Origin of the sequence: Streptomyces netropsis (assembly GCF_014203545.1) — a bacterium.
GTDB lineage: Bacteria > Actinomycetota > Actinomycetes > Streptomycetales > Streptomycetaceae > Streptomyces > Streptomyces netropsis.
The window spans coordinates 404913-430028 of record NZ_JACHJG010000004.1; the positions used below are offsets into that span (position 1 = coordinate 404913).

Annotated in this window: 19 protein-coding genes; 8 read left to right on the top strand and 11 right to left on the bottom strand. The window is 71.0% G+C overall.

Translation table 11 applies throughout. From position 1 onward, the window contains the following. Positions 1-179: 179 nt before the first annotated feature. Both FHS38_RS12985 and FHS38_RS12990 read right to left on the bottom strand, forming a co-directional pair. On the bottom strand, positions 180-1085 hold the full coding sequence (locus tag FHS38_RS12985) for a tRNA (adenine-N1)-methyltransferase (RefSeq protein ID WP_130876989.1): 906 nt from the start codon (positions 1083-1085) through the stop codon (positions 180-182). A 100-nt stretch (positions 1086-1185) separates the two neighbouring features. Then, a complete protein-coding gene (locus FHS38_RS12990; RefSeq protein WP_229822413.1) occupies positions 1186-2427 on the bottom strand; it encodes a site-2 protease family protein in 1242 nt (413 codons plus the stop codon). A gap of 121 nt (positions 2428-2548) precedes the next feature. Here FHS38_RS12990 and FHS38_RS12995 point away from each other — a divergent pair, with 121 nt between their 5' ends. Both FHS38_RS12995 and FHS38_RS13000 read left to right on the top strand, forming a co-directional pair. After that, positions 2549-3583, top strand: coding sequence for a RecB family exonuclease (locus FHS38_RS12995; protein ID WP_373301805.1), 1035 nt, complete (start codon positions 2549-2551; stop codon positions 3581-3583). A 13-nt stretch (positions 3584-3596) separates the two neighbouring features. Beyond that, a complete protein-coding gene (locus FHS38_RS13000; RefSeq protein ID WP_087928839.1) occupies positions 3597-4268 on the top strand; it encodes a response regulator in 672 nt (223 codons plus the stop codon). Positions 4269-4379: 111 nt separating this feature from the next. Here FHS38_RS13000 and FHS38_RS13005 read toward each other — a convergent pair whose 3' ends face one another. From FHS38_RS13005 to metH, 4 genes are all read right to left on the bottom strand, one after another. Then, positions 4380-5978 carry an ABC transporter substrate-binding protein gene (locus FHS38_RS13005; RefSeq protein ID WP_184733674.1) on the bottom strand — a complete coding sequence of 533 codons (1599 nt, stop codon included), beginning with the start codon at positions 5976-5978 and terminating at the stop codon, positions 4380-4382. A gap of 67 nt (positions 5979-6045) precedes the next feature. Next, the gene (locus FHS38_RS13010; RefSeq protein WP_184733675.1) at positions 6046-7644 is read right to left on the bottom strand and encodes an ABC transporter substrate-binding protein; all 1599 of its coding nucleotides are present in this window, start codon (positions 7642-7644) and stop codon (positions 6046-6048) included. 424 nt (positions 7645-8068) lie between these two features. Then, entirely contained in the window at positions 8069-8770 is a 702-nt protein-coding gene (locus tag FHS38_RS13015) for an HAD family hydrolase (protein WP_184733676.1), read from the bottom strand. 190 nt (positions 8771-8960) lie between these two features. Then, positions 8961-12467 (bottom strand): methionine synthase, encoded by a 3507-nt coding sequence (gene metH, locus FHS38_RS13020; protein ID WP_184733677.1) that lies wholly within the window; start codon positions 12465-12467, stop codon positions 8961-8963. Between the two features lie 293 nt (positions 12468-12760). On the opposite strand from metH, the gene FHS38_RS13025 reads away from it, so the two are divergent. The 5 genes from FHS38_RS13025 (at position 12761) to FHS38_RS13045 (ending at position 19257) form a co-directional block, all read left to right on the top strand. Further along, positions 12761-13525, top strand: coding sequence for an IclR family transcriptional regulator (locus FHS38_RS13025; RefSeq protein WP_184733678.1), 765 nt, complete (start codon positions 12761-12763; stop codon positions 13523-13525). 415 nt (positions 13526-13940) lie between these two features. After that, positions 13941-14723: an MIP/aquaporin family protein gene (locus tag FHS38_RS13030; RefSeq protein WP_184733679.1), complete on the top strand. Its 783-nt coding sequence runs from the start codon at positions 13941-13943 to the stop codon at positions 14721-14723. Positions 14724-14766: 43 nt separating this feature from the next. Further along, positions 14767-16311, top strand: a complete 1545-nt coding sequence (gene glpK, locus FHS38_RS13035; protein WP_184733680.1) for a glycerol kinase GlpK — start codon at positions 14767-14769, stop codon at positions 16309-16311. A gap of 2 nt (positions 16312-16313) precedes the next feature. Next, positions 16314-17921 (top strand): glycerol-3-phosphate dehydrogenase/oxidase, encoded by a 1608-nt coding sequence (locus FHS38_RS13040; protein WP_184733681.1) that lies wholly within the window; start codon positions 16314-16316, stop codon positions 17919-17921. 295 nt (positions 17922-18216) lie between these two features. Beyond that, entirely contained in the window at positions 18217-19257 is a 1041-nt protein-coding gene (locus FHS38_RS13045) for a PAC2 family protein (RefSeq protein ID WP_229822415.1), read from the top strand. Between the two features lie 77 nt (positions 19258-19334). On the opposite strand, the gene FHS38_RS13050 is transcribed toward FHS38_RS13045, so the two are convergent. The 5 genes from FHS38_RS13050 to FHS38_RS13070 all read right to left on the bottom strand — a co-directional run bounded on the left by FHS38_RS13050 (position 19335) and on the right by FHS38_RS13070 (position 24057). Next, positions 19335-20327 (bottom strand): SMP-30/gluconolactonase/LRE family protein, encoded by a 993-nt coding sequence (locus FHS38_RS13050; protein WP_184733682.1) that lies wholly within the window; start codon positions 20325-20327, stop codon positions 19335-19337. 176 nt (positions 20328-20503) lie between these two features. Further along, complete coding sequence (gene mshC / locus FHS38_RS13055) at positions 20504-21733, bottom strand: cysteine--1-D-myo-inosityl 2-amino-2-deoxy-alpha-D-glucopyranoside ligase (protein ID WP_184733683.1); 1230 nt, start codon at positions 21731-21733, stop codon at positions 20504-20506. 106 nt (positions 21734-21839) lie between these two features. After that, the gene (locus tag FHS38_RS13060) at positions 21840-22673 is read right to left on the bottom strand and encodes an Rv2133c family protein (protein ID WP_184733684.1); all 834 of its coding nucleotides are present in this window, start codon (positions 22671-22673) and stop codon (positions 21840-21842) included. After that, positions 22637-23227, bottom strand: a complete 591-nt coding sequence (locus tag FHS38_RS13065; RefSeq protein WP_184733685.1) for an Rv2134c family protein — start codon at positions 23225-23227, stop codon at positions 22637-22639. The genes FHS38_RS13060 and FHS38_RS13065 overlap by 37 nt, the downstream gene beginning before the upstream one ends. 134 nt (positions 23228-23361) lie before the next feature. Beyond that, complete coding sequence (locus FHS38_RS13070; protein WP_184733686.1) at positions 23362-24057, bottom strand: histidine phosphatase family protein; 696 nt, start codon at positions 24055-24057, stop codon at positions 23362-23364. A 64-nt stretch (positions 24058-24121) separates the two neighbouring features. On the opposite strand from FHS38_RS13070, the gene corA reads away from it, so the two are divergent. Then, on the top strand, positions 24122-25114 hold the full coding sequence (gene corA, locus FHS38_RS13075; RefSeq protein ID WP_184733687.1) for a magnesium/cobalt transporter CorA: 993 nt from the start codon (positions 24122-24124) through the stop codon (positions 25112-25114). The last annotated feature ends 2 nt before the right edge of the window (positions 25115-25116 follow it).

Genomic DNA, 25116 nt, shown 5'->3' on the forward strand with positions numbered 1-25116 from the left:
GTCCGGTTCCGGGGAACAGCGGGCGGGGGGTGCCGCCCGATGGGGTTTCCTCGGCCGGGGACCGTGGATGAGCCGCCGTGGATGTGCCTTCGGCCGGCCTCAACGCAGAAGTGCCGCCGCCGAGTTCCGTGCGCGGTCGGCGCACGGAACCCGGTGGCGGCACCGGGGTTGAGTGGGGGTCAGCGCTCGGCGGATCCGCTGGCGCTGCCGGGGCCGGTGTAGTCGTCGCCGTAGGCGCCCTTGGCGGGGCGGCGACGGCGCAGCGGCGGCTCCACGCCGTCCGCGAGGCGGCGGGCGGTGAGCAGGAAGCCGGTGTGGCCGATCATCCGGTGGTCGGGGCGTACGGCCAGGCCCTCGACGTGCCAGGTGCGGACCATGGACTCCCACGCCGACGGCTCGGCGAAGCAGCCGATCTCACGGATGGACTCGACGGTCCGGGCGAGCTGCGTGGTGGTCGCCACGTAGCAGCAGAGGATGCCGCCGGGCACGAGTGCCTTGCGGACGACCTCCAGGCACTCCCAGGGGGCGAGCATGTCGAGGATGACCCGGTCGACGTCCGTGTCGGACAGATTGTCCTGGAGGTCGCCGACGGTGAGCTGCCACGCGGGGTGGGGGCCGCCGAAGTAGCGCTCCACGTTCTGCGTGGCGATCTCGGCGAAGTCGGCACGGCGCTCGTAGGAGTGCAGCATGCCCTGGTCGCCGATGGCGCGCAGCAGGAAGCTGCTGAGGGAGCCGGAGCCGACACCCGCTTCCACGACGCGGGCGCCGGGGAAGATGTCGGCCATCGCCAGGATCTGCCCCGCGTCCTTGGGGTAGACCACGGCGGCTCCGCGCGGCATGGACAGGACATAGTCGGGGAGCAGGGGGCGCAGCGCGAGGTAGGCGACGTTTCCCGTGGTACGGACAACACTGCCCTCGGGAGCACCGATCAGCTCGTCGTGCGGGAAGGCACCCTTGTGGGTGTGGAACTGCTTCCCGGCTTCGAGCGTGAAGGTGTAGTGGCGTCCCTTGGGGTCGGTGAGCTGGACCTGGTCCCCGACCTGGAAGGGCCCGCGTCGGCGGGCGGCACCGGTCGGTTCGGACATGTGACCAGACTACCGGGCGTGCGCGGCGCCTGTTGACCACGGCGGGGTGGCCGGGGCCGGACGAGCCGCCGACGGGTGCGCGGGCAGGTGTCGGCGGGTGTCAGGAGGAGGGCCGCGCCATGGCGGACACGAAGGCCCGCTCGACGTCGGAGGCGGCGAGGACGCCGTAGACCTCGCCGGTCTCCTCGACCACGAGGTATTCGGTGGCGGGGGTGGCCCGGAGGGTGTCGAGGAGCTCTTCGCCGGAGAGTTCCGCGGAGACCCGCATGCCGTCCTTGAGATCGGTGGCCAGGCCGCTGACGGCGACCCAGGGGCGGCGGTGTTCGGGGACGCCGACGATGGCGGACTCCCGGACGAGCGCGGCGGGGCGGCCCTGTCCGTCGACGACGACCAGGGCGCGGGCCCCCGCCTCGTTGGCCCGCCGCAGGGCCTCGGAGAGCGGTGTGGCGGCCTCCACGGGCACGGCGCGCCGGGTGAGGGTTCGGGCGCTCAGGTGGGGCAGGCGCTCGCGCAGCCGGGCCATGCGCAGGGCGTTGCCCGCCCCGGTCCAGATGATCGCGGCGAGGATGGCGGCGAGCAGGGCGTCGGTGAGCGAGTCGAGGCCGCCGAGGCTCTCGGAATCGCCGTCGCCGAGGCCGCCGCGGGCGTGGGTGAGGAGGGGGAGGCCGATGAGCACGGCGACGGCGAGCGCGCGGCCGACCCAGGCGGCGGCGACGGTGCCGGTCATGGGCTTGCCGCTGATCTTCCAGACGACGGCGCGGAGCATCCGGCCGCCGTCCAGCGGCAGGCCGGGCAGCAGGTTGAAGACCGCGACCAGCAGGTTGGAGATCATCAGGCCGGCGAGCAGGACGCCGGGGACGGTGCCGGGCTCGACGGCCTGCATGCCGAGGTAGAAGACGCCGGCGAGGACCAGGGAGAGCAGCGGGCCGACGAAGGCGAGGACGAATTCGCGGCCGGGGGTCTCGGTCTCCTTCTCGATCTCGGAGACACCGCCGAAGAACTGGAGCTGGATGCGGCGCACCGGGAGCTTGAAGCGGAGGGCGGCGACCGTGTGCGCGAGTTCGTGGACGAGCACCGAGGCGTAGAAGGCCACGGCGAAGAAGAGGGCGACGAGGTAGCGGACGCGTCCGAGCTCGGGCAGCACGCGGTCGAGCTGGCCGCCGAAGACCCAGGTGATGAGGGCGGCGACGAGGAACCAACTGGGGGCGACGTAGACGGGGACGCCGAAGGGGCGGCCCATGAGGATGCCGCCGCCCATCCGCGGCCGTCCCGGTTTGCCGTCGCCGGGCCCGGCCCGATGACCGGCGCCCCCGCCGGACTGGCCCTTCCCGCTGTTGTCCACGGTGTCCCCTCGTCGGCTGCGGCCCCCGCACCGCCCGGTGCCGTTCGATCATGCAGTGCGAGGGGGTCTGTCGTCGATGGTATTCGCCCGACTGTCAGTGACGGGCCGTAGGGTCTCTGTCATGGGTATCGCCACCGACAATTCCACCGGGCCGGGCTCCGAGCGCGCGGCCGACCGGGCCGCCGGGCCTGCCGCCGGGCCCGCCGGGGCGGCGCGGCCGGCCGCGCTGTCACCGTCGCGCGCGGCCGATTTCATGCGGTGTCCGCTGCTCTACCGCTTCCGGGTGATCGACAAGCTGCCGGAGAAGCCGAGCGCGGCGGCGACCCGGGGCACGGTGGTGCACGCGGTGCTGGAGCGGCTCTTCGACGCCCCGGCGGCCGAGCGCACGGCCGGGCGGGCCAAGGGGCTGGTGCCGGGCGAGTGGGAGAAGCTGCTGGCGGCCCGGCCGGAGCTGGCGGAGCTGTTCCTGGGGGAGGACGGGGAGCGGGACGGCGAGCGGCTGGCCCGGTGGCTGGCGAACGCGGAGCGGCTGGTCGAGCGGTGGTTCACGCTGGAGGACCCGACGCGCCTGGAGCCCGCCGACCGCGAGCTGTACGTGGAGACGGTGCTCGAGGGCGGAGGGGCCGGGGAGGCGGGGCTGACGTTGCGCGGCTTCATCGACCGGGTGGACGTGGCGCCGTCGGGCGAGGTGCGGATCGTCGACTACAAGACCGGCAAGGCCCCGGCCCCGCAGTACCGGTCGGACGCCCTGTTCCAGATGACGTTCTACGCCCTGGTGATGTGGCGGCTGCGCGGGCAGGTCCCGCGCCGGCTCCAGCTGGTCTACCTGGGCAGTGGCGATGTGCTGACGTACGACCCGACCGAGGCGGAGCTGCTGGCCGTGGAGCGCAGGCTGCGCGCGCTGTGGGAGGCCATCTCGCTGGCGACGGAGACCGGCGACTGGCGGCCGCGGCCCACCAAGCTGTGCGGCTGGTGCGACCACCAGGCCGTCTGTCCGGAGTTCGGGGGCACTCCCCCGCCGTACCCGCTGCCCGTGCCCGCTCAGCGCGCCTCTGATGTCGATGCCGACGCCGATACCGACGCCGGTGCCGGTGCGGGCGCCGACGGCCGGGTGGTGGCCGACGGGGAGGGTCAGGGCAGAATGGACCCGGTCTAGCTAAGGAGTTCCTGTGGCGATCCGCGTCCTACTGGTCGACGACCAGCCGCTGCTGCGCACCGGCTTCCGCATGATCCTCGAGGCCGAGCAGGACCTCGCGGTCGTCGGCGAGGCCGGGGACGGTCTCCAGGCACTCGACCAGGTCCGGGCGCTGCAGCCCGATGTGGTGCTGATGGACATCCGGATGCCGCGGATGGACGGCGTCGAGGCGACCCGGCAGATCACCGGCCCCGAGCGGAACGGCCCGGCCAAGGTCCTGGTTTTGACCACCTTCGACCTCGACGAGTACGTGGTGGAGGCGCTGCGGGCGGGGGCCAGCGGCTTTCTGCTCAAGGACGCGCCGGCCCATGAGCTGGTGCAGGCGATCCGGGTGGTGGCGGGCGGCGAGGCGATGCTGGCGCCGAGCATCACCCGGCGGCTGTTGGACAAGTACGCCGGGCATCTGCCGTCGGGCGAGGAGCCGCTGCCGGACACGCTGCACACGCTGACCGACCGCGAGGTCGAGGTCCTGAAGCTGGTGGCCCGCGGATTGTCGAACGCGGAGATCGCGGCGGATCTGTTCGTCAGCGAGACGACGGTCAAGACGCACGTGGGGCACGTGCTGACGAAGCTGGGGCTGCGGGACCGGGTCCAGGCCGCGGTCTACGCCTACGAGAGCGGTCTGGTGCGCCCGGGCGCACAGTAGCGGCCCGGCGGGCAGCGGCCCGCGCTCGTGCGGAACGGGAAACCGAGCGAAAAACCGGGAGGGGCCGGTACGCCGTCGACGGCGTACCGGCCCCTCTCAGTCGTTCACGGGTCAGTCCTTGGCGGCCTTGCTGATCTCCCAGAACCGGAACACGGTCGAGGAGTCCAGGGTCCACTGCAGACCGGTGATCCGCTTGTTGGCCACCGCGTACTGCTTGCCCTGCCACAGCGGCAGGATCGGCAGGTCCTGGGCGACGGTGTTCTGCAGACGGGCGAAGTCCGGGACGGTCGCCGGGCGGCTGCCCTGGGCGGCGGTCGTCGGCAGGATCTTCCCCGTGATCTCCTTCGACTCGTAGTTGTTGGCGAGGACGTTGTCCTTGCCGAAGAACGGCGCCGTGAAGTTGTCCGGGTCCGGGTAGTCGGGGATCCAGCCCTTCACGTAGACGCCGTACTTGCCCTCGGAGACGGCCTTGTCGTACTCCTCGAACGGGACGCTCTGGACGTCCGCGTCGAAGAGGCCGCTCGCGTTGAGCTGCTTGGCGATCTCCTTGAACGCGGGCACGGTGCCCGGCCCGTAACGGATGGGCGTGGCCCACAGGGTGAGCTTGACCTTGCCGGAGACGTTCGCGGACCGCAGGGCCGCGGCGGCCTTCTCGGGCTGCGGGCGGTCGCCGTAGGCCTCGAAGAACGGCGTCTTGTGGCCGGTGATGCCGCTCGGGACGATCGAGTACAGCGGCTCGGCGGTCCGCTTGTAGACGTCACGGACGAGGGTGCTGCGGTCGATCAGGTACGCGATGGCCTTGCGCACGCCGACCTTGCCGACCACCGGGTCCTTGGTGTTGAAGACCAGGTGCTGGACCTCGGCGCTGCTGCCTTCGACGACCTCGAGGTTCTTCTTGTCGGCCGCTTCGGCCGCCTCGAGGTCGGCGATGTCCTTCATGGCCAGACCGCGGTAGGCGATGTCGACGTCGCCCTTCTGGACCGCGTCCTTCAGCTCCTCCTGCTGGCCGTGGAAGAACTTCATGGTGACGCCGCTGTTCTGGACCTTGGCGCCGCCCTGGTAGGAGCCGCTGACCGAGAACTTGGCCTGCTTCTTGTCGAACGAGTCGAGCTTGTAGACACCGGACCCGACGGCCTTGCCGTCGGTGCGCAGCTTGTCCATCGGGTACTCGTTGTGGTCCACGATGGAGCCGGCGCCGGAGGCGATCTTCTGCGGGAAGGTCGCGTCGGCCCGGTTGAGCCGGAAGACGACCGTCGACTTGTCCGGGGTCTTGATCTCCTTGATCGAGGAGAGCAGCGTGGACGCCGGACCCTTCTTGTCGTTGATCTTCAGCGTGCGGCGGAAGGAGTAGGCGACGTCCTCGGAGGTGAGTTCGTGGCCGTTGCTGAACTTCAGGCCGTCCCGGAGCTTGCACTGGTAGACCGTGCTGCCCCCGTCCTTGAAGCTGCACTCCTGGGCGGCTTCCGGCTGGGGCGTCGTGCTGCCCTTGGGGAAGCTCAGGAGCGACTGGAAGACGTTGTTGAAGAGCAGCCAGGAGACCGGGTCGTAACCGGAGGCCGGGTCGGTGGAAACGACCTCGTCGGACATCCCCATGACCACCGACTCACCGGTGCCGGCCGCCTCGCCGTCGTCCGAACCGCACCCGGTGAGCAGGGCGGCGGCGAGCCCCGCGCCGAGCGGGGCGGCAAGCCACTGGTCACGTTTCCTCACGTGCACGTTCCTCACAGTTTCTTGATCGTCTGAAGAGATCGGAAGGTTGGACTGAACAGCTGGTGCCTCACTTGCCGCGGCCGAGCTCCCACGGCTGCATCTCGGAGGCGGAGTTGAGCGCCCACTCGGCACCGGTGACCCGGTCCCGGGCGGCCACATACTGCTTGCCCTGCCACAGCGGCAGCACCGGAACTTCATCGGCCACGATGTCCTGGGCCTGCTGGAAGTACTTGGCTGCCGCGTCCCGCTGGGTCACCTGACGGGACTGCGGGATCAGCTCGTTGCTGATCTTCGCGTTCCGGTACGGGGACTGCAGGAAGTTGTCCTTGCCGATGAACGGCGCGACGAAGTTGTCCGGGTCCGGGAAGTCGGGGAACCAGCCCATGCCGTAGACGGCGTACTTGCCGGCCGAGGCGTTGGGGCGGAACTCCGACCACTTCACGCCCTGCAGCTTCGCGTTGAAGAGCCCGCTGGAGTTCAGCTGCTTCTGCAGGTTCTTGAAGGCCTTGCCGGTGGCCTCGCCGTAGTGGTCCGTGGTGTACGAGAGGGTCAGCGGCACCGGGCCGTCGATGTGCGCGGCGCGCAGGATGGCGCGGGCCTTGTCGACGCTGGGCGTCCCGTACCGGTTGGAGAAGGAGTTCTGGTGGCCGGTGATGCCGCTCGGCACGATCGAGTACAGCGGGTCGTTCGTGCGGTCCGAGTCCTCCTTGGCCAGGGACTGCCGGTCGACCAGCTGGGCGATGGCCTGGCGCACGGCCTTCGGCTTGACCGTCGCGTCCTCGGTGTCGAACGCGAGGATGCTGATCTCCTGGCCCGGGGCCTCGATGAACCGGACGCCCTTGGTCGTGGTGGACCGCAACCGGCTGATCTGCTGCGGGGACAGGGTCCGGTTGATGATGTCGATCTCGCCGGACTTGAGCGCCTTCTCCATCGTCTGCGAGTCGTCGTAGAAGCGCATTTCGACCTTGTCGTTCTGCAGCTTCAGCGGACCCTGGTAGTCCTTGTTCTTGCTGAAGACGGCCTTGACGACCCGGCCGTCCTTCTGCTCGGTCTCCAGGGTGTACGGGCCGGAGCCGGCCACCTCGAAGCCGTTGTCGAGCTTGTTCTTGGAGTAGGTCTCGCTGTCGACGATGGCCGCGGCCGGGGTGGCGATCTTCTGCGGGAAGGTCGCGTCGGGCGACTTGAGGTGGAAGACGACCTCGAGTTCGCTCGGCGTCTCCACCGAGTCGATGTTGTTGAGCAGCGAGACCGGACCGTTCTCGAAGTTGATGGTCCGGGCGCGGTCGATGGAGAACTTGACGTCCTCGGCGGTGAGCGCGTGGCCGTTGGAGAACTTCAGCCCGCTGCGCAGCGTGCAACGGAACTGCTCGTTGCGGCGGTCCCCGAAGGAGCACTTGGAGGCGGCGTCGGCGATCGGGGCGGTGCCCGAGCGGGGCAGCCGCAGCAGCGTCTGGAAGGTGCTGTGCAGGACGTTCCAGGCGCCGATGTCGTACGCGACGGCGGGGTCGAAGGGCGCCGGGGCGTCCGTCGTCTCCTCGAACCGGTCGGTGGTGCCGATGACGATGGCGCTCTTGCCCGCTCCGGCTCCGTCGGTCCCGCCGCAGGCGACGAGGACGGGGGCCAGCAGGCCTGCCAGGGTCGGCAGCACCAACGTCTTGCGGTTCATTGTCTGGGGTTCTCCCTGCGATGCGATCGATCCCGGGACCATACCGATGTCGGTTGTGCTGGTCACCCGGGCAGTCGTGAAGTTCTCGCGAAAAGATTAGTGCGCGAGGCCACTGCCCCCGGAACACGGCGAAGTTGAAGGAATATCACGCGGCGATAACAGCCGACGGATCACCGATATCCGGACGCCGGAACGATTCACGCACTAGATCATCAATCGGGACACAAGGGTGCGCTTCAGCCTCCACGGGAGCCCGTTCAGGGGGCCGGAGGCATGCCGGACACCCCCGAATCCGGTGACGAACGTCACTCACTCCGCCTCATCGGGGGCTACGGGAATTCGGCCAGCACATTCGTCACGGAAAACAATCGTTCCGGCGCCCAGAGTTCCTTGGTCTTTAAACGGGGCACGCTCAGTGCATGGTTCAGTGCATTCCCGTAATCAGGCCGCGCAGGAAAGTGAGATCGACTTCCTCCAGCGAACCGACGACCGTGCGGCCCGCGGCGGGCGGGATCGGGGCCACCGACGGCACCGCGAGCACCCGGCAGCCGGCCGCCTCGGCGGCCGTGACCCCCGTCATCGTGTCCTCGACCACGGCACACCGCGACGGGTCCACGCCGAGCCTGGCGGCGGCCTCCAGATACGGGTCCGGGTGCGGCTTCGTCCGCGCGATCTCGTCGCCCGCGACGGTGAGGGCGAAGTTCTCCGCCCCGAGGGTGAGCAGCACCCGGTCGATGATGTGCCGGTGCGAGGCGGAGACCAGGGCGGTCGGCACGCCGTGCGCGGCCAGCTCCGCGAGCAGCCGTCTGGCACCCGGCATCAGCGGCACCCCCTGGCCGATCATCTCGGCGAAGCGCGTGTTGAGCAGCACGGCCAGCTCGGTGACGGCGATCTTCGCACCGGTGGCCTGAATGAGGAACGAGGCGCTGCGGGTCATGGGGCCGCCGACGACGACCTCGCGGTACTCCTCGAGGAGCTGATGCCCGAGCTCGGCGAAGACCGCGACCTCCACGTCCCACCAGAAACCCTCCGTGTCGACGAGGGTGCCGTCCATGTCGAGCAGGACGGCCTGAAGAGCCGAGCCTGCTGCCGAGCGGGCGTCGACAGCGGGAATGCTGCTGGTCATACGGGCACACCTCCACGGGGGACGAGAAGGCCGGTCCGCCACGTGAGGCGAACCGGCCTTCACCGGACCGACAAGTGTACGGCGGTCATTACCGTGCGTCACTTCGATATTCAGCACTCGTCGTACCCGGCCTCAGCGGGGGGCGGGTGGCCCTGGCCCGGCCGTTTCCCCCCGCTACGCGCGCCCCGCGCTACCGCGCGTTGAAGTACTTCGCCTCCGGGTGGTGGATGACGATGGCGTCCGTGGACTGCTCCGGGTGGAGCTGGAACTCCTCCGAGAGCTGGACGCCGATCCGCTCGGGCTCCAGCAGCTCGGCGATCTTCGCGCGGTCCTCCAGGTTGGGGCAGGCGCCGTAGCCGAGGGAGAAGCGGGCGCCGCGGTACTTGAGCGCGAACATGTCCTCCACGTCCGCCGGGTCCTCCCCCGCGAAGCCCAGCTCGGACCGGACCCGCGCGTGCCAGTACTCGGCGAGGGCCTCCGCCAGCTGCACCGACAGCCCGTGCAGCTCCAGGTAGTCGCGGTAGGCGTCGGCGGCGAACAGCTCGGCCGTGGCCCCGCCGATCCGCGAGCCGACCGTGACGACCTGCAGGCCCACCACGTCCCGCTCCCCCGACTCCTCCGGGCGGAAGTAGTCCGCGAGGCACAGCCGGCGCCCGCGCCGCTGCCGGGGGAAGGTGAAGCGGGTGCGCTCGGTGCCGTCCTCGTGCAGCAGGATCAGGTCGTCGCCCTTGGAGACACAGGGGAAGTAGCCGTAGACGACGGCCGCCTCCAGCAGGTTCTCCGTGTGGAGCTTGTCCAACCAGCCGCGCAGCCGCGGCCGGCCCTCGGTCTCCACCAGCTCCTCGTACGTGGGACCGCCGGCACGGGCCTGCTTGAGCCCCCACTGGCCCTTGAAGAGCGCGCCCTCGTCCAGCCACGACGCGTAGTCCTTCAGGGGGATGCCCTTGATGACCCGGGTGCCCCAGAACGGCGGCTCGGGGACCCGGTTGTCGACGGCGACGTCGGAGCGCACGGAGCCCTCGGGCTCCTCGACCTCGACGACCGCGGTCTCGCGCTTGGGCACCCGGCGCTGCTTCAGCTCGGGGAGCGCCGCGCCGGGCACCCCGCGCTTGACGGCGATCAGGGCGTCCATCAGCCGCAGGCCCTCGAACGCGTCACGGGCGTAGCGGACCTCGCCCTCGTAGATCTCGTGCAGGTCCTGCTCGACGTAGGCGCGGGTCAGCGCCGCCCCGCCGAGGATCACCGGGTAGTCGGCTGCCAGCTTGCGCTGGTTCAGCTCCTCCAGGTTCTCCTTCATGATCACGGTGGACTTCACCAGCAGCCCGGACATGCCGATCACGTCCGCCCGGTGCTCCTCGGCGGCCTCCAGGATCGCGGAGACGGGCTGCTTGATGCCGAGGTTGACGACGTTGTAGCCGTTGTTGGAGAGGATGATGTCCACGAGGTTCTTGCCGATGTCGTGGACGTCGCCGCGGACCGTGGCCAGCACGATGGTGCCCTTGCCGTCCGCGTCGCTCTTCTCCATGTGCGGCTCGAGATAGGCGACCGCGGTCTTCATGACCTCGGCGGACTGGAGCACGAACGGCAGCTGCATCTGGCCGGAGCCGAACAGCTCGCCGACGACCTTCATGCCCTCCAGCAGGGTGTCGTTGACGATGTCCAGGGCGGGGCGCGTGGTGAGCGCCTCGTCGAGGTCGGCCTCCAGGCCGGTCTTCTCGCCGTCGATGATGCGGCGCTGGAGCCGCTCGTCCAGCGGCAGGGCGAGGAGCTCCTCGGCCCGGCCGGCCTTCATCGACTTGGTGTTGACGCCCTCGAACAGCTCCATGAGCCGCTGCAGCGGGTCGTAGCCCTCGGCACGGCGGTCGTAGACCAGGTCCAGCGCGACCTTGACCTGCTCCTCCTCCAGCCGGGCGATCGGCAGGATCTTCGAGGCGTGCACGATCGCCGAGTCGAGGCCGGCCTTGACGCACTCGTCCAGGAAGACGGAGTTGAGCACGATCCGGGCGGCCGGGTTGAGGCCGAAGGAGATGTTGGACAGGCCGAGCGTGGTCTGCACCTCGGGGTGGCGGCGCTTGAGCTCGCGGATCGCCTCGATGGTGGCGATGCCGTCGCCCCTCGATTCCTCCTGGCCGGTGCAGATGGTGAAGGTGAGGCAGTCGATGAGGATGTCCGACTCCAGCACCCCCCAGTTGGTGGTGAGGTCGTCGATGAGCCGCTCGGCGATGGCGACTTTGTGTTCGACGGTACGGGCCTGGCCCTCCTCGTCGATGGTCAGCGCGATGAGCGCCGCGCCGTGCTCGACGGCGAGCGCGGTGACCTTGGCGAAGCGGGACTCGGGCCCGTCGCCGTCCTCGTAGTTCACCGAGTTGATGACGGCCCGGCCGCCCAGCTTCTCCAGGCCCGCCCTGATGACCTCCAGCTCGGTGGAGTCCAGCACGATCGGCAGCGTGGAGGCGGTGGCGAACCGGCCCGCGATCTCCGCCATGTCCGCGACGCCGTCCCGGCCGACGTAGTCGACACAGAGGTCGAGCAGGTGGGCGCCCTCGCGGATCTGCTCACGGGCCATCTCGACGCAGTCGTCCCAGCGGCCTTCCAGCATGGCCTCGCGGAACTTCTTCGAGCCGTTGGCGTTCGTCCGCTCGCCGATGGCCAGGTACGAGGTGTCCTGACGGAAGGGGACCGTCTGGTAGAGCGAGGCGGCGCCCGGCTCGGGTCGCGGCTGCCGCTCGGTGGGCCGCATGTCCCGGACCCGCTCGACGACCTGCCGCAGGTGCTCGGGGGTCGTGCCGCAGCAGCCGCCGACGAGCGAGAGCCCGTACTCCCGGACGAAGGTCTCGTGGGCGTCCGCCAGCTCCACGGGCGTCAGGGGGTAGTGCGCCCCGTTCTTCCCCAGGACCGGCAGGCCGGCGTTGGGCATCGCGGAGACCCGGGTGCGGGCGTGGCGGGAGAGGTAGCGCAGGTGCTCGCTCATCTCCGCCGGACCGGTCGCGCAGTTGAGGCCGATCATGTCGATGCCCAGCGGCTCCAGGGCGGTGAGCGCCGCACCGATCTCGGAGCCGAGCAGCATGGTGCCGGTCGTCTCGACGGTCACCTGGACCAGCAGCGGCAGATCGGCGCCGGCCGCCTTCAGGGCGCGGCGGGCGCCGATGACGGACGCCTTGGTCTGGAGCAGGTCCTGGGTGGTCTCCACCAGGATCGCGTCGGCGCCGCCGGCGATCAGGCCCTCGATGTTCTGCTGGTAGGCGTCGCGCAGCTTGACGTACGGGGCGTGGCCGAGGGTCGGCAGCTTCGTGCCCGGGCCGACGGAGCCGAGCACCCAGCGGATACGGCCGTCGCGCGCGGCGAACTCGTCCGCGACCTCGCGGGCGATCCGCGCGCCCGACTCCGACAGCTCGAAGATGCGCTCGGGGATGTCGTATTCGCCGAGGGCGGCGAGGTTGGCGCCGAAGGTGTTGGTCTCCACGCAGTCCACGCCGACGGCGAAGTACTCCTCGTGCACCGAGCGCACGATGTCGGGCCGGGTGACGTTCAGGATCTCGTTGCAGCCCTCCAGCTGCTGGAAGTCCTCGAGGCTGGGGTCCTGCGCCTGGAGCATCGTGCCCATCGCCCCGTCGGCCACCACGACGCGGGTGGCGAGCGCCTCACGCAGGGCGGAGGCTCGGGCGGAACTGGCGGTCGATGGCGTGTACGAGGCCATGGAAGTGCTCCCGGGGTTGCGACGGCTGTCGGCTTTACGCCTTCCGGCAGAAGGCGCACGTCGTCAGCGTAGCTGGCACCACCACGGAAGGGAGTGGGCATCTCATCTGCCGGGCGGACTGGTGCGACGGGAACGCGGCCTGAAACAGTCGTCCGATACTGGCTGGTGGGGGCCCTGGTGCGAGTCGCCCCGCGCTCTCGGCGATCATGGAAGGGTCCGCGGTCAGCTACCCCTTGGTCGGCATCGGCCGATAGTGTTCAGCATTGCCGAACGGCATTTGAGGAGGTTGCTCGATGGCACGGACCATCCAGTCGCTCGAACGGGCGGCGGCGATGCTGCGGCTGCTCGCAGGAGGTGAGCGACGGCTCGGTCTGTCCGATGTGGCCTCCGCGCTGGGGCTCGCGAAGGGCACCGCGCACGGCATCCTGCGGACGTTGCAGCAGGAGGGCTTCGTCGAGCAGGACCCCGCCTCCGGGCGCTACCAGCTCGGCGCGGAACTGCTGCGCCTGGGCAACAGCTATCTGGACGTGCACGAACTGCGGGCGCGGGCGCTCGTCTGGGCGGACGACCTGGCGCGGTCCAGCGGTGAGAGCGTCTATCTGGGCGTGCTCCACCAGCAGGGCGTGCTGATCATCCACCATGTCTTCCGGCCCGACGACAGCCGCCAGGTGCTGGAGGTCGGCGCGATGCAGCCGCTGCACAGCACCGCGCTGGGCAAGGTCCTGTGCGCCTACGACCCGGTGGCGCACAGCGAGGTGACGGAGACCGAGCGCGAGGCGTTCACGCCGCACACGGTGACGGGCCTCGGTGAATTCGAGGAGCTCCTCGATCTGACCCGGGCCCGCGGCTGGGCCGCGGACGTCGAGGAGACCTGGGAGGGCGTGGCCTCGGTCGCCGCCCCCATCCACGACCGGCGGCGGATGCCGGTGGGCGCGGTGGGCATCACCGGCGCGGTGGAGCGCGTGCGCGAGGGCGGGGAGCTGAGCGCACAGCTGGTGGCGGCGGTGCGGGACTGCGCGCGGGCCGTCTCCCGCGACCTGGGCGCGGGGCGTTTCTGAGCGTCGGGCCTCCCGCCCGGCGGGGCGCTGGCCGAGAACCGATCAGCCACCGACCGGAAACAGTCTGAGCCAGGGGCGGGCGCGGGGCGAGAATCGACTCCGGGAAAACGGATCAAGATCGACATCTCACCAAGATCGGCACCGTCGGATACCGGCCAGTAGCAGTGAGTACCAGCCAGTAGCCGAACGATGGTTTTCAGCCATGGAACCGCGAGTTTTCGGTCACAGGACCCTTGACGCGCCCTTAACCGTGCAGAAAACTGCCGTTCATCGGTCGGCATTGTCGAACACCTAACGACAATATTCGCTATGGTGGACACTGCCGCGGGACCGATCAACGCCCTCTCGGAGGGCGCGGACCACCGGAGGGACCCGGGGTTCGCCTTCCCCTGGACGAAGGACAAAGGAGTCGCGGGTGTCCAGCTCCGACATCTTCACCGGTGAGCTCATCGGTACCGCAGTATTGATTCTGCTCGGCGGCGGCGTGTGCGCCGCCGTCACCCTGAAGCGCTCGAAGGCGCTCAACGCGGGCTGGCTCGCCATCACATTCGGCTGGGGCTTCGCCGTACTGGCCGGTGCGTACATCGGCGCCAAGTCCGGTGCGCACCTCAACCCCGCCGTCACGTTCGGCCTCGCCCTCGACGGCGCGGTCGAGTGGAGCGACGTGCCGCTCTACATCGGCTCCCAGCTGCTGGGCGCGATGATCGGCGCGACGCTGGTGTGGCTCGCCTACTACGGTCAGTTCCAGGCTCACCTCACCGACCCCGAGCTGGTCGCGAGCCTGAACCCCAAGGAGGGCATGGTCGACCAGACCGTGACCCCCCAGGCCGGCCCGGTGCTGGGCATCTTCTCCACCGGCCCCGAGATCCGCAACGCGGTGCAGAACCTCGTCACGGAGATCATCGGGACCGCCGCGCTGGTGCTCTTCATCCTCACCCTGGGTCTGACCAAGGGCCTGGCCACCAGCGGCACGGGCACCCTGATGGTCGCCTTCGTCGTCGTCGGGATCGGCCTCTCGCTCGGCGGCCCGACGGGTTACGCCATCAACCCCGCCCGTGACCTCGGCCCGCGCATAGTGCACGCGCTGCTGCCGCTGCCCAACAAGGGCGGTTCGGACTGGGGCTACGCCTGGGTACCGGTGGTCGGACCGCTCGTCGGTGCCGCGCTCGCCGCAGGCATCCACAAGATCGCGTTCTGAGCACCGCCGCCGAGACCTTCAGACTTTTCCAGGAGCACACACCATGACCGACGCGAACACCACGACCGGCTCCCACGGCACGGGTCCGTTCATCGCCGCGATCGACCAGGGCACCACCTCGTCCCGCTGCATCGTCTTCGACCGGGACGGCCGCATCGTCTCCGTCGACCAGAAGGAACACGAGCAGATCTTCCCGAAGCCGGGCTGGGTCGAGCACGACGCCACCGAGATCTGGGCCAACGTCCAGCAGGTCGTCGCCGGCGCGATCGAGAAGGCGGGCATCACCTCCGCCGACGTCAAGGCGATCGGCATCACCAACCAGCGTGAGACCACGCTGCTGTGGGACAAGAACACCGGCGAGCCGGTCCACAACGCGATCGTCTGGCAGGACACCCGCACCGACGCGCTCTGCAAGGAGCTCGGCCGCAACGTCGGCCAGGACCGCTTCCGCCGCGAGACCGGCCTGCCGCTGGCGAGCTACTTCTCCGGCCCGAAGGTCCGCTGGCTGCTGGACAACGTCGAGGGCCTGCGCGAGCGCGCCGAGCGCGGCGACATCCTCTTCGGCACCATGGACTCCTGGGTCATCTGGAACCTCACCGGTGGTGTCGACGGCGGCGTGCACGTCACCGACGTCACCAACGCCTCCCGCACGATGCTGATGAACCTGCGCAGCCTCGCCTGGGACGAGCGCATCGCGGAGTCGATGGAGATCCCCGTCGCGGTGCTGCCGGAGATCCGCTCCTCCGCCGAGGTCTACGGCACCGCCAAGGGCGGCGCGCTGGACGGCGTGGCCGTCGCCTCCGCGCTCGGCGACCAGCAGGCGGCCCTGTTCGGCCAGACCTGCTTCTCCGAGGGCGAGGCCAAGTCGACGTACGGCACCGGCACGTTCATGCTGATGAACACCGGCGACGAGCCCGTCAACTCCTACAACGGCCTGCTGACGACCGTCGGTTACCGCATCGGTGACGAGAAGCCGGTTTACGCCCTCGAGGGCTCCATCGCCGTCACCGGCTCCCTCGTGCAGTGGATGCGCGACCAGATGGGCCTGATCAAGAGCGCGGCCGAGATCGAGACGCTCGCCAGCTCCGTCGAGGACAACGGCGGCGCGTACTTCGTGCCGGCCTTCTCCGGCCTCTTCGCCCCCTACTGGCGCTCCGACGCGCGTGGCGTCATCGCGGGTCTGACCCGCTACGTCACCAAGGCGCACATCGCCCGCGCCGTGCTCGAGGCCACCGCCTGGCAGACCCGCGAGATCACCGACGCCATGACGAAGGACTCCGGCGTCGAGCTGACCGCGCTCAAGGTCGACGGCGGCATGACCTCCAACAACTTGCTGATGCAGACCCTCTCGGACTTCCTGGACGCACCCGTGGTGCGCCCGATGGTCGCCGAGACCACCTGCCTCGGCGCTGCCTACGCCGCCGGCCTCGCCGTCGGCTTCTGGCCGGACACCGACGCCCTTCGCGCCAACTGGCGCCGGGCCGCCGAGTGGACCCCCCGCATGGATGCGGACACGCGTGACCGCGAGTACAAGAGCTGGCTCAAGGCCGTCGAGCGGACCATGGGCTGGATCGAGGACGAGGAGTAATCATGACAACCCCGCAGAGCGTTCCGACCCTGGGAACGCACCCGGCTGCCGGTGCCAACCCGAGCCGCGCCGAGACCCGGGACCGACTGTCGAACGCGACATACGACCTCCTGGTGATCGGTGGCGGCATCCTGGGCACCTCGGTGGCCTGGCACGCCGCGCAGTCCGGGCTGCGGGTCGCGATGGTGGACGCCGGCGACTTCGCCGGCGCCACCTCCTCCGCCTCCTCCAAGCTCGTCCACGGCGGTCTGCGCTACCTGCAGACCGGCGCGGTCAAGCTGGTGGCGGAGAACCACCACGAGCGTCGGGTGCTGGCCAAGGACGTGGCCCCGCACCTGGTCAACCCGCTCACCTTCTACCTGCCGGTCTACAAGGGCGGCCCGGTCGGCGCCGCCAAGCTGGGCGCCGGTGTCTTCGCCTACTCCGCGCTGTCCGCCTTCGGCGACGGCGTCGGCAAGGTCATCTCCCCGGCGAAGGCCCAGGCCGCCAACCCGGGTCTGCGCACGGACAACCTCAAGGCCGTCGCGGTCTACTACGACCACCAGATGAACGACTCGCGCGTGGCCGTCATGACGGTCCGCGCGGCCGTCGAGTCCGGTGCCGTGGTCCTCAACCACGCCGAGGTGACCGGTCTGCGCTTCACGCACGGCAAGGTGACCGGCGCGGAGCTCAAGGACCGCACCGACGGCGCCGAGTTCGGCGTCAACGCCCGCGTCGTGCTCAACGCCACCGGCCCCTGGGTCGACCACCTGCGCACGATGGAGGACAAGGGCGCGGCCCCCTCCATCCGCCTCTCCAAGGGCGCGCACATCGTGATGAAGCGCAAGTCGCCGTGGAAGGCCGCCATGGCCACCCCGATCGACAAGTACCGCATCACCTTCGCCCTCCCGTGGGAGGACCAGCTGCTCCTCGGCACCACCGACACCGCGTACGAGGGCGACCCCGCCGACGTCCGCGCCACCGAGGAGGACATCCAGCAGATCCTCGACGAGGCGGCGTTCTCCATCCAGGACGCGGACCTCGACCGCGACCTGATGACGTACGCCTTCGCCGGTCTGCGCGTGCTGCCGGGCGGCCCCGGCGACGTGGCCCAGGCCAAGCGCGAGACGGTCGTCTCCGAGGGCAAGGGCGGCATGCTGTCCGTCGCCGGCGGCAAGTGGACGACCTACCGCCACATCGGCCGTACGGTCATGAGCAAGCTCGCCAAGCTCCCCGGCAGCCCGCTGACCGAGGAGATGGAGCCCATCTCCAGCCTGGTCCGCCGGACCCCGCTGCCCGGTGTCTCCAACCCCAACGCGGTGGCCCACCGACTGCTGGTGGACCGCGAGCCCGGCAGCCGGATGGACCCGCTGACCGCCCGTCACCTCGCCTCGCACTACGGCTCGCTGTCCTTCGACATCGCGCGCCTGGCGAACGAGAACCCGGAGCTGGCCGAGCGCATCCACCCCGACGGCCCCGAGATCTGGGCGCAGGTCGTCTACGCCCGTGACCACGAGTGGGCCGAGACGGTCGACGACGTGCTGCGCCGCCGCACGACCCTGACGATCCGCGGCCTGGACTCCGAGGACGTCCGCGCCAAGGTCAAGGGCATGCTGGGCGACAAGGGCTGACACCCGGCCGCCGCCGGCCCGCCGGCGGCATGGCATCACCCGTCGAGGGGAGAGACGCGCGTCTCTCCCCTCGACGCGTGTCCCGCCGGTGCTCCCCGGGACCGGCCGGACCGGTGGGTCCCGTCGTACCGGGGCCGCGACCGCGGGACGCGGAAGCCGTAGGCTTAAGGTCGCACGCGGGGAGCGGGCCGGCGACGGGCGACCGGCGGGCCCACGACACGCGACAGAACTGCACGGAACTGCAACCGGCGGTGGCACGGACCCCCGTTCCGCCCCGGTCGGAAGGAGGCGCTGGGTGATCGAGCTTGAGGGGGTTCCCGAGCTGATCGACCCGGTCATGATCTGTGCCTTCGAGGGGTGGAACGACGCCGGGGACGCCGCCTCCAGCGCGGTCGCGCACCTCGACCGCGAGTGGAAGGGCGAGGTCTTCGGGGCGCTCGACGCCGAGGACTACTACGACTTCCAGGTCAACCGGCCCACGGTGTGGCTGGACGGCGGGGTCCGCAAGGTCACCTGGCCGACCACCCGGCTCTCCGTGGTGCGCACGGGCGGGGCGACACCGCGCGATCTGGTCCTGGTCCGGGGCATCGAGCCGAGCATGCGCTGGCGCTCGTTCTGCAACGAGATCCTCGGCTTCGCCCACGAGTTGGGGGTGGAGATGGTCGTGATCCTGGGCTCGCTGCTCGGTGACACCCCGCACACCCGGCCCGTGCCGGTCAGCGGTGTCACCTCCGACCCGGACCTGGCGCGCACCATGGATCTGGAGGAGTCCCGCTACGAGGGCCCGACCGGCATCGTCGGCATTCTCCAGGAGGCGTGCACCCACGCGGGCATCCCGACGGTGAGCCTGTGGGCGGCCGTGCCGCACTACGTCTCGCAGCCGCCGAACCCGAAGGCGACCCTGGCGCTCCTCAACCGCCTGGAGGACCTGGCCAACCTGCGTATCCCGCTCGGCGACCTGCCGGAGGACGCGCGGGCCTGGCAGCTGGGCGTGGACCAGCTGGCGGCGGAGGACAGCGAGGTCGCGGAGTACGTCCAGTCGCTGGAGGAGGCGCGGGACACCGCCGAGCTGCCGGAGGCCTCCGGCGAGGCCATCGCCCGGGAGTTCGAGCGCTATCTGCGGCGCCGCGACGGCCAGCCCGGACCGGGCCAGCCGGGCGGCCTCGCGGCCGACCCCCCGGTCGCCGACGGCCGGGACTCCTCGTACCTCCGCGACACCTCCAGCGGCCGTACGCGGCCGCCGAAGCCGCAGCCCAAGGACGAGTCGCAGCCGCCGGCGTCCGACGAGGACACCGGCCCCGGACCGGCCCCCGAGGGGCCGGACGGCGAGGACTGAGCGACCCTCCGAAGACCGGTGACGCGGGAGCGCCCGGGACGACCGCGAACGGCGCGGGCGCCCCGGGCGCCGCCGTCTCAGCGGCGCGGCACGGCGACGGCCGTGTAGGTCGTCGTGGGCGTCGGCTCCACGTCGAAGCGGGAGTTGGGCAGGTACAGCCGGTCGCGGTGGGCGGCCACCGTCGTCGGGATCCTGAAGCGGGGGTCGGTGATCCGGCCGACCGCCCTGCCCCGCAGACCGCCGCGGTCCAGGCGCAGTACGTCGACGGCGTTCTGGAACTGCTGGACGACGTAGAGGGTGCGGCCGAGCAGCAGCGCGCCGTCACCGTCGGGGAGTTTCTTGCCCCCCAGGTCGACGCGGCGCGCGTCCCCGGTGCGGGGGTCGACGCGGAAGAGGCTGCCGCCGGCCGCGTGGACGTTGATGACCAGCAGGGCCCGTCCGTCGGGGGTCCGGGCGATGCCGTTCGAGGTGAAGCCGTCGTCGGGGGCCTCGACCCACTCGCCCTTCAGACGGAGGCTGATCACGTCGCGGGGGCGCGGCAGTTCGCCGCGCGGGCCGAGCGGCAGACCGTGGACGCGGGCCTGGGTGGAGTCGGTGAACCAGGCGGCCCGTGGGGTGAGCACCACGTCGTTGACCAAGGTCGCGGGGGTGCCCACGTCGTAGGCGGCGAGGATCCTGCCGGTGCGGCCGTCGACGACGCGGAGCTGTCGTGAGGCCCCGCCCGCGATGAAGATCCGGCCGCGCTCGTCGGTCTTGAGGCCGACGGTCGGGGCGTCGGTGCCGGTGGGGACGGTCCTGCCGCGGCCGGTGGCCAGGCTCGCGCGGTAGAGCGAACCGCCGCCGAGCGAGCCGAACCAGGCGTACGGGCCGGGGCCGATGGCGATGCCCTCGGGCCGGAAGCCGTCGGGCAGCGGGAATTCGGTGGGCCAGTCCGCCACCGGGCGGGGAGCCGGCCGGGGGGCCGCATGGGCCGGGGGGCCGAGCGGCCCGGCGACCGCGCCGACGCCGAGGGCGGCGCCGGCGCCCAGGAGGCCGCCGAGGAGTCTTCGGCGGGCGAGGGAGGCTTCCATGGTGTGCGCCTTCCGTCGAGCAGAGGGTGGACGGGGACGAACCGAGCTCCTCACCTCAGCACACCGGCGCCTCCGGCGGCCCGCCGCACACGCCGCCTTTCACCAACGAAGGAGGGCGCTCCCCGGCTGTTCGAGCCGGGGAGCGCCCTCCTTGGGGTCGTGCGGGCGTCAGCCCGTCACAGGGCCACGCCGAGCAGTGCGTCGACGGCCCGGGAGACGACGCCGGGCGCGCCCTCGTCCGTACCGCCGTCGGCGGCCTGGGCGGCGGCCCAGCGGTCGACCGCGGCGAGCGCGGTGGGGGCGTCGAGGTCGTCCGCGAGGGCGTCGCGGATCTCCTCGACCAGGGCGTCGGCGGACGGTCCGTCCGGGCGCGAGACGGCCGCGCGCCAGCGGCCGAGGCGCTCGACGGCCTCGGTCAGGACGGCGTCGGTCCACTCCCAGTCGGCCCGGTAGTGGTGGGCGAGCAGGGCGAGCCGGATGGCGGCGGGGTCGACGCCGTCGCGGCGCAGCCGGGAGACGAAGACCAGGTTGCCCTTGGACTTGGACATCTTCTGGCCGTCCAGGGCGACCATGCCCGCGTGGACGTACGTCTTGGCGAACGGGTGCTCACCGGTGAGCGCCTGGGCGTGCGAGGCGCCCATCTCGTGGTGCGGGAAGACGAGGTCGCTGCCGCCGCCCTGCACGTCGAAGCCCATGCCGAAGTGCTCGAGGGCGATCGCGACGCACTCGATGTGCCAGCCCGGGCGGCCGGGGCCGAGGGAGGCGCCGTCCCAGCTGGGCTCGCCCGGGCGGGCGGCCATCCACAGCATGGGGTCGAGGGGGTTCTTCTTGCCGGGGCGGTCCGGGTCGCCGCCGCGCTCGGCGGACAGCAGGCGCATCGCCTCCGCGTCGAGGCCGGAGACCTCGCCGAAGTGGCTGTCGGACTCGACGGAGAAGTAGACGTCGCCCTCGAGCTCGTAGGCGGCTCCGGCGTCGCGCAGCCGCTCCACCAGGGGGACGATCTTCGGTATCGACTCCACGGCGCCCACGTAGTGCCGCGGCGGAAGCATCCGCAGCGCGGTCATGTCCTCGCGGAAGAGGGCGGTCTCGCGCTCGGCGAGCGCGGTCCAGTCGTCGCCGTTGGCGAGGGCCCGCTCGAGCAGCGGGTCGTCGACGTCGGTGACGTTCTGGACGTAGTGGACCTGCCGCTTGGTGTCGAGCCACACGCGCTGCACGAGGTCGAACGCGTTGTAGGTCGCCGCGTGCCCCATGTGGGTGGCGTCGTACGGCGTGATGCCGCAGACATAGATACGGGCGACGGGACCGGGGGCGAGGGTCACTCGCTCGCCGGTCGCGGTGTCGTGGATCCGGAGGTCGCGGCCACTGCCAGACAGGGCGGGTACCTCAGAAGCGGGCCAGGCATGCATGTCCTGAAGCCTAACCGGACGCATGTTCCGGATACGAACCGGACTCGGCTCTTGGCCGAAGACGCACTCTTGCGCGTCCTCGGCCAATCTGTTCCAACAGGCCGTGTCAGACCGGCGGCCAGGGGATGGCGGGCCACTGACCACTGGGTTCGCGGTGCCGTCCGGTCCGCAGGAGATCCGCGACACGTTCGCGCAACGCCTCGATCTCGACGGGTGTGATCAGCTCGGCCAGTCGGGCGGCGAGCGGGCACCCCTCGGCCAGATCGGCCGAAAGTCGCCGTAGGGCCTCCAGGGCCTCCTCGGTCAGCGGCTCGCCGGCCCAGCCCCACAGCAGGGTGCGCAGCTTGTCGTCGGCGTTGAAGGTCACGCCGTGGTCGATCGCGTACAGCCGTCCGTCGGCCGCGGGCAGCAGATGGCCGCCCTTGCGGTCACCGTTGTTGATCACCGCGTCGAGCACGGCCAGCCGCCGCAGCCGCACGTCGTCGGCGTGCACCAGCAGCGCGGTGCGGTCCTCCCCCACCTCCGCGAAGCCGACGGCCTTCCAGCCCGGCCCCGGCTCCTCGCCCTCGACCAGCGCCAGCAGCTCCGCGCCGGCGGCCTGTTCCTCGTCCGGGCCCTCGATCCACAGCTGGCACATGCCCTCGCCGTACGGGCCGTCGCGCAGCACCGTCGGCGGGATCAGGCCCCAGCCCATGGCCTCGGAGAGTTCGTACGCCGCCACCTCGCGCTGCGCCAGCGTCCCGTCGGGGAAGTCCCACAGCGGGCGCTCCCCGGCGACCGGCTTGTAGACGCAGGCGGCGCTGACGCCCTCGTGGGCGACCGTGCAGTACAGGACCGCGTTGGACGCCTCCCGGACCCGGCCGCGCACCGTCAGCTCGCCCAGGGCCAGCAGCTCGTGCGGGGTCACGCTCCGCGGCGGTATCCGTTCTGGCGCGGGCATACGTGTCCCTCCGGGTCGAGCGGCAGGCTGCACAGCGGGCACGGCGGGCGGCCGGCGTTGACCACTTCGAGGGCGCGCTTGGCGAACGCGCGGGCCATGGTGCCGGTCAGCCGCACGCGCAGCATCGGCGGCCCGTTCGCCTCGTCCTTGAGCAACCGCTCCTCGGCTTCGGCGAGGTCTTCCTCGGTGTCCGCCGCCAGCTCGACGAGGGCCTGCGCCTCCACCACCATCCGCTCGTGCTCGCCGTCCCAGGCCAGCGCCATGGTGCCGACCCGGAACTCCTCCTCGACGGGGGTGTCCAGGGGGGCGGTGTCGGCGAGTTCGGCGGGGGCCACGGCCGGCACCGGGGCATTGCCGCCGGTGCGCCTGACCACCTCGTCCAGCAGCTCGTCGATGCGCTCGGCGAGCGCCTCGACCTGGGTCTTCTCCAGCACGACGCTGGTGGTCCGGCCGGCCGCCGAGGCCTGGAGGAAGAAAATGCGGCGGCCCGGCAGCCCGACCGTGCCGGCGACGAATCGGTCCGGCGGGTCATAGAGGAACACCTGACGGGACAACGTCCTGCTCCATTTGGTTCGGGTGGTCGGAGTGGCTGTGCGGGTCTGTGCGGGCCGATATGGCCTGCTCCGGCGAGGTGATCACCGGCAGCGAGGCGGGCGCCCCCGCCTCACCACCCTACTGCGCACGACGATCACGGTGCTCCCGCACCACCCCCGACGGCCGCGTCCCCCTCGCGCTCCGCGGGCGGCTGCCCGCTGGGGGCGAGATCGGCCAGGTCACCGGTGTCGCCGAGACGCGCGAGGTAGGGGCGCAGCCGGGTGTGACGGATGGCCGTGACCGAGCAGGGGTCGACGGCGATCCGCTGGAAGAGGTCGAGGTGGAGGCCGAGGGCGTCGGCGACGAGCGCCTTGATGATGTCGCCGTGCGTGCACATGAGGTAGACGGCGTCCGGGCCGTGTTCCCGCTCGATCCGCTCGTTCCAGTCGCGGACCGCGTCCAGCGCCCGGGCCTGCATGGCGCGTACGGACTCCCCGCCGGGGAAGGCGGCGGCGGAGGGGTGCTGCTGCACGACGGCCATCAGCGGCTCCTCGTGCAGCTCGGCGAGCTTGCGGCCCGACCAGTCGCCGTAGTGGCATTCGCCGATCCGCTCGTCGGTGTGCGACGGCAGCTCCGGCCGCGCGGCGAGCAGCGGCGCCAGGGTCTCCTGGCAGCGCTGGAGCGGGCTGGTGACGGCGGCTGCGAGCGGCACGGCCCGGAGCCGGGCGGGGAGGGCGGCCGCCTGGGCGGCGCCCCGCTCGTCGAGGGCGACCCCGGGGGTCCACCCGGCGAGCACTCCGCCGGTGTTGGCGGTGGACCGGCCGTGCCGGAGCAGGATCAGCGTGGGCATGACGACCACCCTACGTCCGTCCCCACGCGTCCAGCCGGTGCGCTGCGGGCGGATTGGCGGAAGAATGCCTGTCGTGATCGTCGACGTCGGCATTTACCGGGACGGCCGCCGCACGGAGGGCCCCGCCGACCTCTCGGACGCGCTGGAGGAGGCGCGCGCCAAGGGGCACTCCTTCGTGTGGGTCGGGCTGTACGAGCCCACGGAGGACGAGTTCGACCTGGTGACGAACGAGTTCGGGCTGCACCCGCTGGCCGTCGAGGACGCGCTCAACGCGCACCAGCGGCCGAAGCTGGAGGTGTACGACGACTCGCTGTTCATGGTGCTCAAGCCCACCACCTACGACGACGCGGCGGGCACGGTCACCACCGGTGAGCTGATGCTGTTCGTCGGCGACTGCTTCGTCGTCTCGGTCCGGCACGGTGAGGAGAGCCCGCTCGCGCGCGTGCGGCAGCGGCTGGAACACGAGCCGGAGGTGCTCAAGCACGGCCCGACGGCGGTGATGTACGCGGTGAGCGACGCGGTCGTGGACCACTACATCGACGTGGCGGCGGCGCTCCAGGTGGACCTGGAGGAGCTGGAGGCCGAGGTGTTCGCGCCGGTCGGCGGGGACAACAGGAACACCGCCTCGCGGATCTACGCCTTCAAGCGGCAGGTCGTGGAGTTCCGGCGGGCGACGGTCCCGCTGGCCGAGCCGATGACCCGGCTCGCGGAGGCGCGGCTGCCGTTCGTGGACAGCGGATCCCAGCCGTTCTTCCGCGATGTGAGTGATCACCTGACCCGGGCCAACGAGTCCGCGGAGGGCCTGGACCGCCTGCTTTCGGACATCCTGTCGGCCCATCTCGCGCAGACCGGCGTCCAGCAGAACGACGACATGCGCAAGATCTCGGCATGGGCGGCCATGGCGGCCCTCCCGACGATGATCGCCGGGGTGTACGGGATGAACTTCGACCACATGCCGGAGCTCCACCAGCCCTGGGGATATCCCGCGGTGCTGGCCCTGTTGGCCGTGCTGGAGGTCCTGCTGCACCGGCTCTTCAAGCGGCGTGGCTGGCTCTGAGG